The following is a 17,214-nucleotide window of genomic DNA, read 5'->3' on the forward strand; positions in this document are numbered from 1 at the left end:
AAGATTAAGAGCATGATTTATAAGAGGCCACGCAGCCCATCGCCTTTCAGGTTACAGCGGCGTTGGCTGTACCTTGAGATCCGCAGGGCGTAACGCTTAATCCATAGCCGTTTTGGTTATCATGCAATTCATTCGGTGTCTAAAGCGTGATTGCGGTCGGTTATTGATCAATTCTCACCTTCCCGACCCGAATTCCGCTCTTTATGCTTATTTTTAGCGCTGGTGAAAGTTTATTCGCCAGTGCTTTAAGCATAGCTAATGTCGGTTAAAAACATTGCCGCATTACCAGGAAAAAGCTTCATTAAGAAAACTGCCAGCCTGACAGCGTCTTTGCGCTGCTGCCCGCATGGAGGAATGCCGATGACTTGTGCTCTTTCTCCCCTTTGCAGCGACTTAGTCCATAGCGCGCCGAAACGGAGAAAAAGGAAGAAAATAAGGCTTTTGAGGGCTGAAAGAGCTCAGCCCTCGGGAAGTACAGTTCAGGTTACAGCAGGATACGCAGCATGCGGCGCAGCGGTTCAGCCGCACCCCACAGCAATTGGTCACCCACGGTGAACGCAGACAGGTATTCCGGCCCCATATTCAGCTTGCGCAGGCGACCGACTGGCGTATTCAGCGTCCCGGTGACCGCGGCCGGCGTCAGTTCACGCATGGTCAGTTCACGGTCGTTCGGGATCACCCGCACCCAATCATTGTGGGTCGCCAGCATCTGTTCGATCTCCGGCAGTGAAACGTCTTTTTTCAGCTTCAGGGTGAATGCCTGGCTATGGCAACGCAACGCGCCAACGCGCACGCACAGGCCATCAACTGGGATCACGCTGCTGCTGTTGAGGATTTTGTTGGTTTCCGCCTGGCCTTTCCACTCTTCGCGGCTCTGGCCGTTATCGAGCTGTTTGTCGATCCACGGGATCAGGCTGCCGGCCAGCGGCACGCCAAAGTTATCGGTTGGCAATTTGCCGCTGCGGGTGGCCGCAGTGACTTTGCGTTCGATGTCCAAAATCGCCGATGCCGGATCCTGCAGCTCTTTCGCCACGTCGGCGTGCAGCATGCCCATTTGGGTCAGCAGTTCGCGCATATGGCGCGCACCGCCGCCGGAAGCGGCCTGATAGGTCGCGACGGACGCCCACTCGACGAGGTTGTTGGCGAACAGGCCGCCCAGCGACATCAGCATCAGGCTGACGGTGCAGTTACCGCCGACAAAGGTCTTGATGCCTTTGTCCAGGCCCTGCTGGATCACGTCGCGGTTGACCGGATCCAGAATGATAATCGCGTCGTCCTGCATGCGCAGAGAAGAAGCCGCATCAATCCAGTAGCCTTGCCAACCGGTTTCACGCAGCTTCGGATAAATTTCGTTGGTATAATCGCCGCCCTGGCAGGTAATAATGATGTCGAGCGCGCTCAGCGCATCAACATCGTAAGCATCTTGCAGCGTGCCCTGCTGGCCGCCGAATGCCGGTGCCGCAGAACCGTGCTGCGAAGTGGAGAAAAAGACCGGGCGAATGGCGTCGAAATCGCGCTCTTCCGTCATGCGTTGCATGAGTACGGAGCCGACCATTCCGCGCCAACCGATGAAACCAACGTTTTTCATATGACTGTCCTGCCTTGGAGGATGACTGCTATAAGTTGTGTGCACTATCTCTCCACCTTACAAAATGTCAGCGCAGGCGCAAAGTGAATTTATTCGATAGCTGAACGATTCTCAGCAATCCTTCTTATATACCCCGTCGTCTTTCAAGCCATCGGGGATGGGTTAGTGCGTGGGTCGGGATGGCCGACACGTTTTTCAGAGTCAGAGGTAATGATGACAGAGATGATTTCCGTCACGGTGTTGCTGTTTTTAATCATGGATCCGCTGGGCAATTTGCCGATTTTCATGTCGGTACTCAAACATCTGGAACCGCGCCGACGCCGGGTGGTGGTGATCCGCGAACTGCTGATCGCCCTGTTGTTGATGCTGATTTTCCTGTTCGCCGGCGAGAAAATTCTGGCGTTTCTTAACCTGCGAACCGAAACCGTGTCCATTTCCGGCGGGATTATTCTGTTTCTGATCGCCATCAAGATGATTTTCCCTACGCAGGAGGGCAACAGCAGCGGGCTTTCCGCCGGGGAAGAGCCCTTCCTGGTGCCGCTGGCGATCCCGTTGGTCGCCGGGCCTTCGATTCTGGCGGCGCTGATGCTGCTCTCGCACCAGTATCCGAACCAGATTTCGCACCTGGTGGTGGCATTGCTGATTGCCTGGGGCATTTCCGCCGCTATCTTGCTGATGTCGGATCTGTTCCTGCGCCTGCTGGGCAGTAAAGGGGTGAGTGCATTGGAAAGGTTGATGGGGCTGATTCTGGTGATGCTGTCGACCCAGATGTTCCTGGACGGCGTGCGGGCCTACATGAAGTTGTAGTGAATAAACGGGCGCCTGTTCGGCGCCGGCTTAGGGTGGCAGCCCGGATTACTGGGCTGCAACATGCCGAATATACGCAAGGGTATCGGCGACTACGCCATCCAGCGGCTGATCGATATCAATCGCCTGCACATCCGGCTCCTGTGCGCCCGGCTCTTCCAGGGTGGCAAATTGGGAAACCAGCATCTGCGGCTTGAAGAAATGGCCTTTGCGCTGCTTCAGCCGCTCTTCAATCACCCCCTTGTCACCCTTCAGATAAATGAAATGCAGGTTGCGGTTGCCTTCACGCAGGCGGTCGCGATAGCTTTTTTTCAACGCCGAGCACACCAACAGGGAAACGTCGTTGGTGCGTTCCATGGCAAAAATAGCGTCATTCAATGCGGCCAACCACGGGGCGCGATCGTTATCGTCCAGCGCATGCCCGGCGGCCATTTTGTTGATGTTGGCGCGCGGGTGCAGGTAGTCTCCGTCCAGCATCGCGGCATGAGCTTCATGGGCAACGGCGCTGGCTACGGCAGATTTTCCGCTGCCTGAAACGCCCATCAAAATAAATACGTGGTGCTGTGGATTACTCATAATGTCATGCCCTTACGGAGTCAGATGTACGTTCTGGCAACGGGTTACGCCGCCTGCGCCATCAAATGCGCCCCAAACTCAAAATAATGTCCGACACCCCACGGGGTGCCGGATAACCTCGCTATTCCCTGCGCATTTCAAGCGGCAGCCAACGCTGCGTCAGCCTGAAAGGCGGCGGGAATACTAGACCACCGTCGCCAGCAGCAAACACCCTACCAGGCCGCAGACGGAAATGATGGTTTCCAGCACCGACCAGGACTTGATGGTTTCCATGATGCTCAGGTTGAAATACTCTTTGAACAACCAGAAACCTGGATCGTTGACGTGAGAGAAAATCACGCTGCCTGAACCGACCGCGATCACCATCAGCTCCGGGCTGACGCCGGTGGTGGCGATCAGCGGGGCCACGATGCCCCCGGCGGTGATCGCCGCCACGGTAGCGGAACCCAGCGCCAGACGCAGCGCAGCCGCAATCGACCAGGCCATCAGAATAGGTGAAACGTTGCTGCCTTCCATCAGAGCGGCAATGTATTTCTCCACGCCGCTGTCGACCAGTACCTGCTTGAACGCACCGCCACCGCCGATGATCAACAGCATCATGGCGATAATTTTGATGGAGTCGGTGATGGTCCCCATCACTTCATCCATAGTACGGCCGCGGTTCAGACCAAAGGTGAAGATAGCGATCAGTACCGCAATCAACGTCGCCATCACCGGATCGCCGAAGAACTCGGCAAAACGCAGCAGGCTATGGCCCTTCGGCAGCACCATTTCCGCTACCGCGCGCAGCGCCATCAGGATCACCGGCACCAATGAGGTGGCAACGCTGATGCCAAAGCTTGGCATTTCCGCTTCGGTGAAGATTTTTGGGTTATACAGACCTTCAGGAACCGGCTTGTCGATGCCTTTCAGGAAGCGGGCATAGACAGGACCGGCCAGGATCACCGTCGGAATGGCCAACAGCGTACCGTACAGCAAGGTTTTACCCATATCGGCATGGAAGATGGTGGCGATCGCCGTTGGGCCAGGGTGCGGCGGCAGGAAACCGTGGGTCACCGACAGCGCAGCCGCCATGGGCACGCCGACATACAGCAGCGGTACGCGAGCAGAAGCGGCAATGCTGAAGACCAGCGGCAGCAGCAGCACGAAGCCCACTTCATAGAACAGCGCAAAACCGACGGTAAAACCGGTCAGTACCACCGCCCATTGAATGTATTTTTGACCGAATTTCTCGATTAGCGTAGTGGCGATGCGCTGAGCGCCGCCGCAGTCCGCCAGCAGCTTGCCGAGCATGGCGCCGAAGCCCATGATCAACGCCAGGCTACCCAAGGTGCCGCCCACGCCGGCCTTGATGGAGCCGATCACTTTATCGACTGGCATACCCTGAGCGATACCCACCGCCAGAGCAACCAGAACCAGAGAGATAAAGCCGTTCAGCTTAAAGCGGATCATCAGCAGCAACAGCAGCGCGACGCCGCCTGCAACAATCACTAATGGCATATTTTTTCTCCAACCTTTTTATCGCAGACTCTCTTTACGATAGGCCGTAAAGCGCGCGTTTGTTGTATTTTTAGGCTCTTCCCGGTGTTAGAAGACGAGCTGTAGGTGGTGCTGAGTCAAGGGTTCTATTTCTCCCTGTAGCGACCCTAACGCGCCGCCACAAGGTCATTGACCTCGTTGTTACCGGTATCATGATACCGGTAACAACGGGAGTGCCGGAACCGGGTAACGGGCTAAAATTCACGTTCTGGGATAGAGATCAAACTTATGGGGGTAACGAGTGACGGGCTTACAGGCGGGGATAAAAACGCGCCGGGCGGCGCGCGTTCAAAATTAAAATTGGTGAAACAACGGCTTAAAAGCGATCAGATGCTGCCGCCGGGGATCACGGTGAAACCGACATCCACCATGCGTGGGCTGACCGTCTCACCCCGCAAACGGGCCAGCAGGCGTTCAGCCCCGATTTGCCCCATGCGTTCACGCGGCGTCAGGACGCTCGCCAGTTTTGGCACCATCACCTGACCAATATCGTGGCCGTGGAAACCGGCAATCGCCATATCTTTGGGGATCGACAGCCCCTGCCGTTGACACTCAAAGGTCGCGCCAATCGCCAGGTCATCGTTGGTGCAGAAAATACTGTCGATCTGCGGATAATCGCGCTGCGCCTGACGCAGCAATTCGCCACCGGCGGAATAGGACGACGAACGCGCGGTCATGACGCTGTACGGCTCAAGACCGGATTCGCGCATCGCCTGTTCATAGCCCTGTTGTTTGATAATGGTACGTTCATCCTGACGCGCTCCGAAATACACCACGTGGCGATGACCGTGCGCGATGATTTGCTGAGTCATCTGGCGCGCCGCTTCAAAGTTATTGAAACCCACGGCCAGGTCAATGCAGGGCGAAACGCAGTCCATCAGTTCGACAACCGGGATCCCTGCCACCTCAATCATCTTCATGGTACGCGGCGTATGGTGGCGTTCAGACAGGATCAGCCCATCGATGTTGTAAGACAGCAGCGAGGTCAGGCGCTGTTCTTCACGCTCCGGCAAATAGCCGTAGTGCGCCAGCATGGTCTGATAATTGTGCGCATCGGTGACGCTCTCGATGCCGCGCAGCACTTCGGCGAACACCTGATTGGTCAACGACGGCAGCAATACGCCAATGGCGCGACTGGTGGAGTTGGAAAGGATATCCGGCGCACGGTTGGGAATGTAGCCCAGCTCATCCAGCGCGACGGCAATTTTTTGCTGCAAGATGGCAGAAACCTGCTCGGGATTACGCAGATAACGGCTCACCGTCATCTTGGTAACGCCAACCTTGTCTGCGACATCTTGAAGTACCGGCCGTTTTTTCTTCATTATCAATGAACTGGCTAACCGTGAATGGGCGCTCATTTTAGCAAAAAAAAACCGCTGCCGATATTGTTGGTTATCGGACGTCACAACGCAAAAAGGGCTCACTGTGTGAGCCCTCGGTATTGACTGCTGAATCAGACCGGCGGCAGATCGAACAGCAGGATTTCACTGTCTTCATCGGCATGAATCGACAGCGCGGTTTCATCCCACACCGCGAAAGCATCGCTGGTGCCGGCCTGCTGACCGTTGACCACGACCTTACCGCGCACCACCTGGATCCACACGCGACGACCGGCTTCAATCGGGCACTCAGCCTGTTCGTCTTGCTTCAATGCCCAGCGGGACAGCGTCATGTCCTGGAACACTTTCAGTGAACCTTCACGCGCATCCGGCGACAGCACCAGTTGACGGCCCTGTGGCGCATCGAACATGCGTTGCTCATAGCGCGGCTCCAGCCCAACCTGATCGGGAATGATCCAAATCTGGTACAAATGCAACGGACGATCGTTATTGCCGTTGTACTCGGAGTGACGCACCCCGGTGCCGGCACTCATGATCTGGAATTCACCGGCCTGGATCTGCTCTTTATTGCCCATGCTGTCCTGGTGCTCTACCGTGCCGCTCAGCACGTAGGTCAGGATTTCCATGTCTTTATGCGGGTGAGTGCCAAAACCCTGCCCTGCGTCGATCACGTCTTCGTTGATCACCCGCAGCGCCGAGAAGCCCATAAAATCGGCATCGTAATAGTTGGCAAAGGAGAAGGTGTGCCAGCTATCCAGCCAACCATGATTGGCATGACCGCGATCTTCTGCCTTACGTAGATAAATCATATTCAACTCTCCTCAATGTTTTTTACAGTCTAGTCCTGGCAGCAGAATATGAAAGCGTAAAAAACTCATCTCTCTGTTCAAAAAATTAGATGGAGTAGCGAAGCCATTGGCAGGGAATTTGTTGAAGGCGGGTGAGCTGAAAACAGGCAAAAAAAAAGCCAGCACCCGAGCTGGCTAAGTAATACTTGGAAGCAATGTGAGCAATGTCGTGCCTTCGCAGCGAGGGTATCAAAGGTTGATACTCTCCCCGGAACGCATCGCAATAATAATCATTATCATTCGCACCTGTAAAGCGTTTTTTTAACCAATCCGGAATAATATTGACTCGATACAATAAACCGATAAATTCAGAGGTTATTCAACCGGTAAGCCAAAGGAGCAGCGTAATGAGTGAAATCGTAGTTCGTCACGTGGAAACGGCAGATGCACAGGCCCTGCATCAACTCTATTCTCAGCCGAAGGCTTACCGTGACACGCTACATCTCCCGCTACCCTCAGTCGAGCTATGGCACAAACGCCTCGCCAACCTCGAACCGGGCACCCATAGCCTGGTGGCCTGCATCGACGGGCAGATTGTCGGCCAGTTGAGCGTGATGCTGAATCAACGCGTGCGCCGCCGCCATGTGGCGAGCTTCGGCATTGGCGTCGATGATCGCCACCACGGTAAAGGCGTCGGCAGCAGCCTGATGAAGGCGATGATCGACCTTTGCGACAACTGGGCGGATATCGAGCGCATCGAACTGACGGTGTTTACCGATAATCAGGCGGCCATCGCGCTATACCGCAAATTCGGTTTTGAAATCGAAGGCACCAGCCGCGCTTATGCCATGCGCGACGGGGTGCTGGTAGATTCTTACCATATGGCGCGTTTTCGCAGTGAACAGCAGAAAAAATCAGCCTCATGAGTGAGATAAAAAAAGGATCAGGGGCGGCAAACCGCCCCTTCACCGTCAGCCGTCGCACCTTCGTGCAAACGCTGGCCTGCGTAACGGGTGCTATCGGCATCCTCTCTCCCACCACCTTCCTGGGGGCCGCAATGCCAACCTCTCCTGCCGTACGAACCGGCGCCCGTAACCTGATTACCGACGTGCCCGGCCTGAAAGTCGGGGTCGCCCACGACAGCCGGGTGCGCACCGGCACGACGGTGATCCTGCCGGATCGCCCGGCGATCGCCGCAGTCGATGTGCGCGGCGGTGGCCCGGCAACCCGCGAAACCGATGCGCTGGGGGAAGATAATCTGGTGCAAACCCTCGATGCCCTGGTGCTGAGCGGCGGGTCGGTGTATGGCCTGGCGGCGGCCGATGGCGTGGCGGCCTGGCTGGGGCAACAGGGCCGGGGTTATGCCCTGCGCCCGGCCCCGGGCGTACCTGTCTCTCCAATAGTGCCTACCGCCTGCCTGTACGATTTAAGCAACGCAGGGGATAAAAACTGGCAGCTCGACCCGCCTTATCGCCAATTGGGGATAGAAGCCGCCGCTAAAGCCGGTCACGATTTCCCGCTCGGCACCGTTGGCGCCGGCTATGGTGCCATGACCGGCATGGGCAAGCTGAAAGGTGGCCTGGGGTCGGCTTCGATCGTGGCGACCAATGGCGCTACCGTCGGCGCATTGGTGGCGGTCAATAGCCTGGGGTCGGTCGTCGCCCCCGGGACCCGTGCCTTCTGGGCGACGCCTTATGAAATCGACGGCGAGTTTGGCAACGGCGGTGCCGCAGCGCTGGCGCAGTTGCATGGCCAGGGCGAAGACTGGATGCCAGAAGAACTGACGGGCGGCAGGAAAAACACCACCCTGGCCTGCATTGCCACCGATCTGGCTTTAACCCGGGTGGAGCTGAAACGCGTGGCAATGATGGCACAGGACGGCATGGCACGCGCCATCCGTCCACTGCACAGCCCGTTCGACGGCGACGTGGTGTTTGCCTTATCCACCGGTCAGCGTGAGGTGGAGGGCAGCCGAGAGCTGGCGGTACTGCAGATAGGCGCACTGGCGGCGGACACCCTGGCACGGGCCATCGCCCGTGGTGTCTATGCGGCAACCCCATGGCCCGGCGGACAGGTCACCACCTGGAAAACCCTCGCCTGATATCGCCAATAAAAAGGGGCGCATTGATCACTCAAGCGCCCCTTGCCGCTCGCCTGCGAATTAAAGGCCGGCGGTCTCTTTAATATAACGGCGCGCCTTCACCGCATATTCAAACGGGTTGGCCAGCGCCGGATCTTGCTCAGCCTCCACCACCATCCAGCCTTTATAACCGCGCTCATCCAGCAGTTTAAACACCGGACGGAAATCGATCGCCCCATCACCCGGTACGGTGAAGGTGCCTTTCTTCACGCCGTCGAGGAAGCTGAGCTTGTTGGCTTTCACCTCGGCCACCACCTCGTCACGCACGTCTTTCAGATGCACATGGTTGATACGCGGCAGGTATTTTTCCAGTATCGCCATCATCGCCTGCTGGCTACCTTCAGAATAGTAAGCGTGGCCGGTATCAAACAGCAGATAGACGTCGTCGTTTACCATGCTCATGTAACGGTCGATCTCGGCGGTAGTTTGAATGCCGGTGCCCATATGGTGATGCAGACAGACCTGCATCCCTTTCCCGGCGGCAATTTTCGCCAGTTCGTTGTAACCGTCAGCCACCCGCTGCCACTCTTCATCGCTGAAATAGGGCTTCTCTTCGAACACCCCTTTAGTGGTGCCCTGAATGCTTTTGCTCTGCTCGGAGCAGCCAATCACCTTGGCGCCCATCGCATGCAGGAAATTCATGTGGTTAATAAATTCATCGATGGTTTTTTCTTTCTGACCATCGGCGAAGAAGGTGCTGAACCAAGCGTTGCAGATTTGAATGCCGCGGATATCCAGCATCGGCTTGAGCACCGCCGGATCGCGCGGATACTTGCTGCCCACTTCGCTGCCGGTAAACCCGGCCAGTGCCATTTCACTGACGCACTGCTGGAAAGTGTTCTCTTTGCCCAGGTCAGGCATGTCGTCGTTGGTCCAGCCAATCGGGGCGATGGCCAGTTTTACGTTGTCTTTGTTCATTTTCAGCCTCAATCATAGGAGCAGCACGCCGGTGATTTCACACCCACGCAGCCGAGAAATTTATTTGCCCAACAGCTCTTTTTCGATGCGCTCTCGGGTCGCTACCGCCTGAGTTTTCATTCGTTCCGGATAGCCAAACAGCGAGGTGCAGATAATGGATTCGCCCCCCACCTTAAAATTACGATTGGCAAACTCCATATCGCGCAGCGTCTGGAACAGGGCATCGAAATCCACTTCCCCTTCGCCGATACCCATATGCTGGTGGACGGCGGCGTCTACGCCCGGCGGGTTGACGATATAGCGGCAGTGCTTGGTATGGTTCATGGTGTCGGCTATCAACACGTGCGAGAGATCGTCACCGGCATATTTCAGCATGCCGGCTACGTCACCCTGACCTTTGTCGTAGTAGAAGGTGTGCGGCACGCTGTAGAGATACTTCACGTGATCGCTGCGTAACGACTTGACGATATCGGCGGTTTCGTTGCTCAGCTCGCAGAAATCCCACGGGTGCGATTGGATCTCCATGCGGATACCTTCGCGCTCGATAATCGGCAGCAGCTCCTCCATTGAGCGGTACCACAGCTCTTCACAGATCTCCGGCTCATTGGGGTTGCCCGCCAGCTCGGTGTTGATCACCTGGACGCCCATTTCCACTGCGATTTCAATCATCCGGCGCCAGTTTTTGACCGCCGCCTGGCGGCGATCTTCCCCCGGACCGGACCAGCGATACACCACGATAAATGAGGAAATCTCCACGCCGGTGGCCTTCAGCGCATTTTTGTATTCCGCCATCACTTCACGCCCGGCTTTCGGGTGCTTGTAAAACGGATTGATCTGCGGGTGCGGCGACTGCTCAATATACTGATAGCCCCAGTCCGCCACCTGCTCAACCATTTTGGTGATGCCAAGGTCCCTGATGACATCCACATCAAAAGCGATCTTCATGGTTATTCCTCTTTAAACGTAAGTGCGGCGCTCAACCCATCAGTTGCCGTAAAAAGCCGGGCGCGGCGGCAAGGTCACCGGCACAATTTCACCGCTGAGTTGCGCAGCCACGCAGGCGTCGGCAGTGACAGAAGCGGCATAACCATCCCAGGCAGAAGGCCCGGTCAACTTGCCGGCCAATACGTCATTGATAAAGCCTTGCAGCTCGACGTCATAAGCATCGATAAAGCGGTCTTTCCAGTCGGTCAGAATTTCGGTAGACAGTCTGGCACCGCTGCGCATCTGCACCGAAGACGGCTCTGGCAGCTTGGCAATGCCGGTTTCACCCACCACTTCACACTGGATGTCATAGCCGTATTGGCAGTTAACGAAAATTTCGACGTCGATACGCGTGCCTTTGGCGGTTTCGAACAGCACAATTTGCGGATCTTTCAGATGCGGGAACGCCTTGGGGCTTTTACGCGGGAACACTACCTGCACCGAGACATAGTCGTCATCCAGCAGCCAGCGCAGCACGTCAATCTCGTGGATCAGGGTGTCGGTGATCGCCATATCCGTGGTGTAAGCTTCGCCGACGGTCGGGTTACGGTGTGCGCAGTGCAGCATCAGCGGTTCGCCGATTTGCCCGCTGGTCAGCACCTGTTTTAATGCGCGGTAACCCTGATCGTAAGGGCGCATAAAGCCGACCTGCACCAGACGCTTACCGTGCTTCGCTTCGGCCTCGACGATGTTTTTACAGCCCTGAGCGGTGACCGCCAGCGGCTTTTCGCAGAATACCGGCTTACCGGCGGCAATCGCAGCCAACACAAACTCTTCGTGACTCGGCCCCCAGGAAGTGACCAGCACCGCCTGCACGTCCGCCGCCTTGACCAGATCGTGGCCGTTGTCATACACCTTGGCGTCCAGTTGCAGATCGCTCACCACCTTGGCGGCGCTGTCGCGATTGATGTCGTTGACCGCCACGATGCGGCTGCCCTGCAACACTTTGCTGCAGCGGCGAATGTGATCCCGACCGATTGCGCCGGTGCCAATAACCCCAATGTTCAATGTCATTTTCGTTATCCTCTTCAAATAGTTGCGGCAGACGCAAGGTCTGGGTAATCAAGCCTGGTGACGATCAGTAGTCGCGCGCCTTATCGATGTTTTCCTGCAGCTTGCGGGCCACGGCGACAATTTTTTCGCTGTCGGCAACCTGGGCACCGCCCACGCGCCACCAACTGAGATATTTGTGCACCATGGTTTTTGGCAGCACCTTGATGTCCAGCAGGGTCGACACGGTTTGCCGACGGGCATCGGCCAGCGCTTCGATCAGCTGCTGCTCGGTGGTCACGCTGTAGGTCTTGCAACCATAGGCCGCGGCCAGCATGGCAAAGTTGACCGGCACCAAATTGCCGTCGAGTTTACCGCCCTGCGGATTGCGGAAGCGGAATTCGGTGGTGTAGCTGTCCATGCCGTGTTCCATCTGCAGGTTGTTGATGCAACCGTTGGTCATGTTGTCGAGCAGCACCACGTTGATTTTGCAGCCTTCCTGAATCGAGGTGACCAGTTCGGAATGCAGCATCATAAAGGCGCCGTCGCCGACCATCGCATACACCTCGCGGTTCGGCTCAGCCAGCTTGACCCCCAGCGCGGCATTGACCTCGTAGCCCATACAGGAGTAGCCGTATTCCACGTGATAACCCTGTTCCCCGTAGTTGTGCCACACCCGTTGCAAATCGCCCGGCAGGCTGCCGGCGGCGGCGACGATCACGCTGTCCTGCGGCAGATGCTGGTTCAGCACCCCCAGCACCCGGCTTTGGGTTAACAAGGAATCGGTCTTTTCGATAAATTCGGCAAACACGCGATCGCGATCGAGGTGATCGTCAATTTCAGGAACAAATCCTTCTCCGGTGTATTCCACCGCATAAACCCGGGCGGTTTCCTGCTGCTGTGCGCTGCGCGCGTCGACAATGGCATTGCCCCAGCCGGCGCGGTAATCCGCCTGTGCCAGCCGTTCGCTCAGTGCGGACAGCGCTTCGCGGGCATCGGCCAGTACCTGCACGCCGTCGAGCTTGCCGGCGTCGAAAGCGCTGACGTTGATATTGAGGAAATCGACGTCCGGATCCTGGAACAGCCATTTTGACGAGGTGGTAAAGTCGGTATAACGGGTGCCTACGCCAATCACCAGATCGGCCTGACGTGCCAGCGTATTCGCCGCCAGACAGCCGGTTTCACCGATGCCCCCCAGGTTGAATTCATGGCTGCTAGGCACCGTGCCTTTGCCCGCCTGAGTTTCGGCAAACGGGATGTGGAAACGCTCGGCGAAGTCACGCAGCGCCTGGCCGGCCTGCGAGTATTTCACCCCGCCACCGCACACCAGCAGCGGGCGACGTTTAGCGGTCAGCAGCGCCAACGCATCCTCCAGCATGCCAGCGGTCGCCGGGCGGCGATCGAGCCGATGCACACGCTTTTGGAAAAAATAGTCCGGGTAGTCATAGGCTTCGCCCTGCACGTCCTGCGGCAGGCACAGCGTCACCGCGCCGGTTTCCGCAGGATCGGTCAGCACGCGCATCGCGTTGATGCAGGCGCTCATCAGTTGCTCCGGTCGCACTATGCGGTCCCAGTACTTGCTCACCGCACGGAAGGCGTCATTGGTGCTGATGCTGAGATCGTAAGACTGTTCAATCTGCTGCAGCACCGGGTCCGGCTGGCGTGAGGCGTAAACATCGCCCGGCAGCAACAATAAAGGAATGCGGTTGGCGGTGGCGGTCGCGGCGGCGGTGATCATATTGGCGGCGCCGGGCCCGACGGAAGAGGTGCAGGCATAGATCTGCTGGCGCAGCTTCTGTTTGGCGAAGCCGGTCGCTGCGTGGGCCATACCCTGCTCGTTACGCCCCTGATGCACCACCAGCTCGCCGCTGTCCTGTTCCAGCGCCTGCCCCAGACCGAGAACGTTGCCGTGGCCGAAAATCGCAAAGATGCCTTTGACGAATTTGGTTTCCACGCCGTCGACCAACAGGTACTGGTTGTCGAGGAACCTGACGAGTGCCTGTGCCATGGTTAACCGGATCTTGCCCATTTACTCACCCTTTTAGATTAGTCTCGCCCGCGCCGGCACCAGCTGCATGCCGAACCTGAGAAGCTGTGTGATACTCGCCGTCAGCAAGCGCTTTGCCCTGCTTAAGCCGACAACGTGAAACGTGTTGGGATTATAAACAAATATATTTTTCATAAAATCACATTACAGAAGAAACATTTCATTTTGCGATAAAGATCGCATTATGATGAAAACCCCGTTTCATCCATGCCTTTAGAATTCACTGACTTAGCCACCCTTTCTCCCGTTGCGGCGACCGCCCCACACCGCCTGAACTCGCCGCAATCCTTGGCACCATCAGCCTGTGACATCAGGGCGACGCTTACCGACCTTCGGCATTTTTATCTCAGTGCGGGCGGGGTTTTCGATGCCCTTAACCGCCGTAACAACGGGGTTTTAAATGCATCACATTTTTGGGGTGTAAATTTCATTCAATCTTGAAATTGAAATTTTTATTCCTCATACTCCAAAAATGCTTCGCAGTCGGGGTTTCGCTTAATACAGAAGGAAACGGGTATGGCTACACAAGAAAAACAGCTTGATGTCATTTGTCTCGGGCGTATCGCCGTCGATTTCTATGCACAGCAAATCGGCGCGCGCCTGGAAGATGCCAGCACATTCTCAAAATATCTCGGCGGCTCTTCCGGCAATGTGGCTTACGGCACGGCCATTCAGGGTCTGAAGTCCGGCATGCTGGCCCGCGTCGGCGACGAACATATGGGCCGTTTCCTGCGCGAAGAACTGCAACGCGTCGGTGCCGACACCCAAAGCCTGATTACCGACCCCCAGCGCCTGACCGGCCTGGTTATCCTCGGCATAAAAGATCAGGAAACCTTTCCGCTGATTTTCTACCGCGAAAACTGCGCCGATATGGCGTTGACGCCGGACGATATCGACGAGGCCTACATTGCATCGTCACGGGCATTGGCCATTACCGGTACCCACCTGTCGCATCCGAATACCCGTGCGGCGGTTTTGAAGGCGCTGGAATACGCACGCCGCCACGGTCTGCGCACCGCGCTGGACATCGACTACCGACCGGTGTTGTGGGGCCTGACGTCGCTGGGCGACGGGGAAACCCGTTTCGTCGAGTCAGAAAAAGTGACCCGCGAACTGCAAGAGGTGCTGCATCACTTTGATCTGATCGTCGGCACCGAAGAAGAGTTTCATATTGCCGGCGGCAGCACCGATACCCTGACCGCGTTGAAAAACGTGCGCAAGGCGACCCAGGCTACGCTGGTTTGCAAACGCGGCGCCCAGGGCTGTTCGGTATTTGAAACGGAGATCCCGGCAAGCTGGCAGCAGGTCAAACTGCACTCCGGCGTAAGGGTCGAGGTACTGAATGTACTGGGCGCCGGCGATGCCTTTATGTCCGGCCTGCTGCGCGGTTACCTGAACGATGAAGGTTGGGATCAGGCCTGTCGCTATGCCAATGCCTGTGGCGCACTGGTGGTTTCGCGTCACGGTTGTGCGCCGGCGATGCCGACCAAACAGGAACTGGATGACTACCTGCAGCGCGAGCAGGAAGTAAAACGCCCGGATCGCGATGCGCGGCTTAACCATCTGCACCGGGTCACTACCCGCAAACAGCAGTGGCCGGAGCTGTGCGTGTTCGCTTTCGACCACCGCAAACAGTTGGCGGACATGGCACGGGAAGCCAATGTCAGCGAGGAACGCATTCCCAAACTGAAAACCCTGCTGCTGACCGCGGCGCAACAAGCCGCCGAGGTTGCCGGGTTGCAGGGCAACAGCGGCATTCTGGCCGATACCACCTATGGGCAGGCGGCGCTGAACAGCATCACCGGGCAGGGCTGGTGGATTGGCCGGCCGATCGAGCTGCCCAGCTCACGCCCGCTACGACTGGAGCACGGCAATATTGGCTCGCAGCTGATCGACTGGCCGCAGGAGCACGTGGTGAAGTGCCTGGTATTTTACCACCCGCATGACGCCGCCGAACTGCGCTGCGAGCAGGATGAACTGATTAGCGACGTGTATCGCGGCTGCTGCAAGTCCGGCCACGAACTGTTGCTGGAGGTGATCCTGCCGGAAAGCAACGCCGACAAGGCCGAAAGCTACTATCTGGAGATGTTGCAGCACTTTTACAAGCTGGGCATCAAACCGGACTGGTGGAAGCTGCCGCCGCTGAGCGCAGAAAATTGGCAGCGAGTGGGGGCTTTGATAGAGGCGAACGATCCATTCTGCCGCGGCGTATTGATACTGGGGCTGGACTCACCGGAAGAAACGCTGAAGGCCGGTTTTGCCGCGGCGGCGGACGCCCGCTGGGTGAAAGGTTTCGCCGTCGGCCGCACCATCTTCGGCCAGCCTTCACGCCGCTGGTTGCAGGGCGAGCTGGATGACGCCGGGTTAATCGAACAGGTGAAACAAAAATACCTGACGCTGATTGGCTTCTGGCGCCAATACCGCCCAACCTCTCACTCGTCTTAATCGGAAAAACCTCCCCTTAAACGGATTTTCGCCGCTTTAAGGGGATTTTTTTGCCTGTTTTCTGTGAAGTAACGCAACTTGCAATCGAATAAATCGCTTTTTGGTGAAATGAAACTTCCGCTCCATCTGTTAGAATGAGCTGTCAATAATTCAGGCGTCAGGCCAATACGCCTTAGCCCACACTGCGAGCCGAATGGATGAACAACCCAACTCAACTTTCGCTGTTACAGGACGAGATCCGCCACCGCTATGAAACGCTGAGCAAGCGTTTGAAGCAGGTGGCGCGTTACATTTTGGATAACAGTAACAGCATCGCTTTCGATACCGTCGCCTCCATCGCCGCACAGGCCAGCGTCCCACCGTCTACCCTGATCCGCTTCGCCAACGCGTTTGGCTTCAGCGGTTTCAACGAAATGAAACAGGTTTTTCGTCAGCACCTGATGGAAGAAACGGTCAACTATACCGAACGCGCTCGCCTGTTTCGCCAGACCTCTACCGACGATAACGTTGCGCCGGAAAAGCCGGCGGAAATTCTTAACGTTTTCACCATGGTCAATGCTCAGGCCCTGCAACAGCTGGCGATGCAAACCAGTCCCGAGCAGTTGGATCGCGCGGTTGAGCTGCTGAACAACGCCGAGAATATCTACGTGATCGGCCTGCGTCGTTCATTCAGCGTCGCCTCTTACCTCACCTATGCCCTGCGTCACCTGGAGCGCCGAGCCTTTCTGATCGACGGTTTGGGCGGCATGTTTACCGAGCAGCTAAGCATGGTGAAGCCCAATGACGTCGTGATCGCCATCAGCTATTCGCCGTATGCGCAGGAAGCGTTGGAACTGGTGGAGTTGGGCGCCAAACGTGGCGCACAACAGATCGCCATTACCGACAGCCAGGTCAGCCCGCTGGCCGCCTTCAGCGACGTGTGTTTTGTGGTACGCGAAGCGCAGGTGGACGGTTTCCGCTCCCAGGTCGCCTCTATGTGTCTGGCGCAAACCCTGGCGGTCTCGCTGGCGCTGAATAACGCCAAAGAAGAGTAATACGGGCAGGATCAACAA

General features: G+C 56.9%; 14 protein-coding genes. 5 read left to right on the top strand and 9 right to left on the bottom strand.

Features of this window, described 5'->3' with window-relative positions:
* Positions 1 to 484: 484 nt before the first annotated feature.
* Positions 485 to 1,588 carry an aspartate-semialdehyde dehydrogenase gene (asd, locus tag H5P17_RS16880; protein WP_020837386.1) on the bottom strand — a complete coding sequence of 368 codons (1,104 nt, stop codon included), beginning with the start codon at positions 1,586 to 1,588 and terminating at the stop codon, positions 485 to 487.
* A 213-nt stretch (positions 1,589 to 1,801) separates the two neighbouring features.
* On the opposite strand from asd, the gene H5P17_RS16885 reads away from it, so the two are divergent.
* A complete protein-coding gene (locus tag H5P17_RS16885) occupies positions 1,802 to 2,395 on the top strand; it encodes a YhgN family NAAT transporter (protein WP_041415736.1) in 594 nt (197 codons plus the stop codon).
* A gap of 48 nt (positions 2,396 to 2,443) precedes the next feature.
* Here the strand turns inward: H5P17_RS16885 and gntK are convergent, their stop codons facing one another.
* The 4 genes from gntK to H5P17_RS16905 form a co-directional block, all read right to left on the bottom strand.
* Positions 2,444 to 2,971 (bottom strand): gluconokinase, encoded by a 528-nt coding sequence (gene gntK / locus H5P17_RS16890; RefSeq protein WP_044554805.1) that lies wholly within the window; start codon positions 2,969 to 2,971, stop codon positions 2,444 to 2,446.
* 183 nt (positions 2,972 to 3,154) lie between these two features.
* Positions 3,155 to 4,471 (bottom strand): gluconate transporter, encoded by a 1,317-nt coding sequence (gntT, locus tag H5P17_RS16895; RefSeq protein WP_037425035.1) that lies wholly within the window; start codon positions 4,469 to 4,471, stop codon positions 3,155 to 3,157.
* A 365-nt stretch (positions 4,472 to 4,836) separates the two neighbouring features.
* A complete protein-coding gene (gntR, locus tag H5P17_RS16900) occupies positions 4,837 to 5,832 on the bottom strand; it encodes a gluconate operon transcriptional repressor GntR (protein ID WP_020837390.1) in 996 nt (331 codons plus the stop codon).
* Between the two features lie 131 nt (positions 5,833 to 5,963).
* Positions 5,964 to 6,659, bottom strand: coding sequence for a pirin family protein (locus H5P17_RS16905; RefSeq protein WP_044554806.1), 696 nt, complete (start codon positions 6,657 to 6,659; stop codon positions 5,964 to 5,966).
* Between the two features lie 386 nt (positions 6,660 to 7,045).
* Here H5P17_RS16905 and H5P17_RS16910 point away from each other — a divergent pair, with 386 nt between their 5' ends.
* Both H5P17_RS16910 and H5P17_RS16915 read left to right on the top strand, forming a co-directional pair.
* Positions 7,046 to 7,564 (top strand): GNAT family N-acetyltransferase, encoded by a 519-nt coding sequence (locus tag H5P17_RS16910; protein ID WP_044554809.1) that lies wholly within the window; start codon positions 7,046 to 7,048, stop codon positions 7,562 to 7,564.
* A complete protein-coding gene (locus H5P17_RS16915) occupies positions 7,561 to 8,739 on the top strand; it encodes a P1 family peptidase (RefSeq protein WP_182824138.1) in 1,179 nt (392 codons plus the stop codon). The genes H5P17_RS16910 and H5P17_RS16915 overlap by 4 nt, the downstream gene beginning before the upstream one ends.
* Positions 8,740 to 8,799: 60 nt before the next feature.
* Here H5P17_RS16915 and iolE read toward each other — a convergent pair whose 3' ends face one another.
* The 4 genes from iolE to iolD form a co-directional block, all read right to left on the bottom strand.
* Positions 8,800 to 9,696, bottom strand: coding sequence for a myo-inosose-2 dehydratase (gene iolE, locus H5P17_RS16920; protein ID WP_182824140.1), 897 nt, complete (start codon positions 9,694 to 9,696; stop codon positions 8,800 to 8,802).
* A gap of 60 nt (positions 9,697 to 9,756) precedes the next feature.
* Complete coding sequence (locus tag H5P17_RS16925; RefSeq protein WP_044554812.1) at positions 9,757 to 10,641, bottom strand: sugar phosphate isomerase/epimerase family protein; 885 nt, start codon at positions 10,639 to 10,641, stop codon at positions 9,757 to 9,759.
* A 39-nt stretch (positions 10,642 to 10,680) separates the two neighbouring features.
* A complete protein-coding gene (locus H5P17_RS16930; protein WP_044554813.1) occupies positions 10,681 to 11,694 on the bottom strand; it encodes a Gfo/Idh/MocA family protein in 1,014 nt (337 codons plus the stop codon).
* A 64-nt stretch (positions 11,695 to 11,758) separates the two neighbouring features.
* The gene (iolD, locus tag H5P17_RS16935; RefSeq protein WP_182824142.1) at positions 11,759 to 13,699 is read right to left on the bottom strand and encodes a 3D-(3,5/4)-trihydroxycyclohexane-1,2-dione acylhydrolase (decyclizing); all 1,941 of its coding nucleotides are present in this window, start codon (positions 13,697 to 13,699) and stop codon (positions 11,759 to 11,761) included.
* 534 nt (positions 13,700 to 14,233) lie between these two features.
* Here iolD and iolC point away from each other — a divergent pair.
* Positions 14,234 to 16,162, top strand: coding sequence for a 5-dehydro-2-deoxygluconokinase (gene iolC / locus H5P17_RS16940; protein ID WP_182824144.1), 1,929 nt, complete (start codon positions 14,234 to 14,236; stop codon positions 16,160 to 16,162).
* Between the two features lie 197 nt (positions 16,163 to 16,359).
* Positions 16,360 to 17,196: a MurR/RpiR family transcriptional regulator gene (locus H5P17_RS16945; RefSeq protein ID WP_020837400.1), complete on the top strand. Its 837-nt coding sequence runs from the start codon at positions 16,360 to 16,362 to the stop codon at positions 17,194 to 17,196.
* The last annotated feature ends 18 nt before the right edge of the window (positions 17,197 to 17,214 follow it).

It is taken from the genome of Serratia sp. OS31 (assembly GCF_014164835.1).
GTDB classification, from domain to species: Bacteria; Pseudomonadota; Gammaproteobacteria; order Enterobacterales; family Enterobacteriaceae; genus Serratia; species Serratia liquefaciens_A.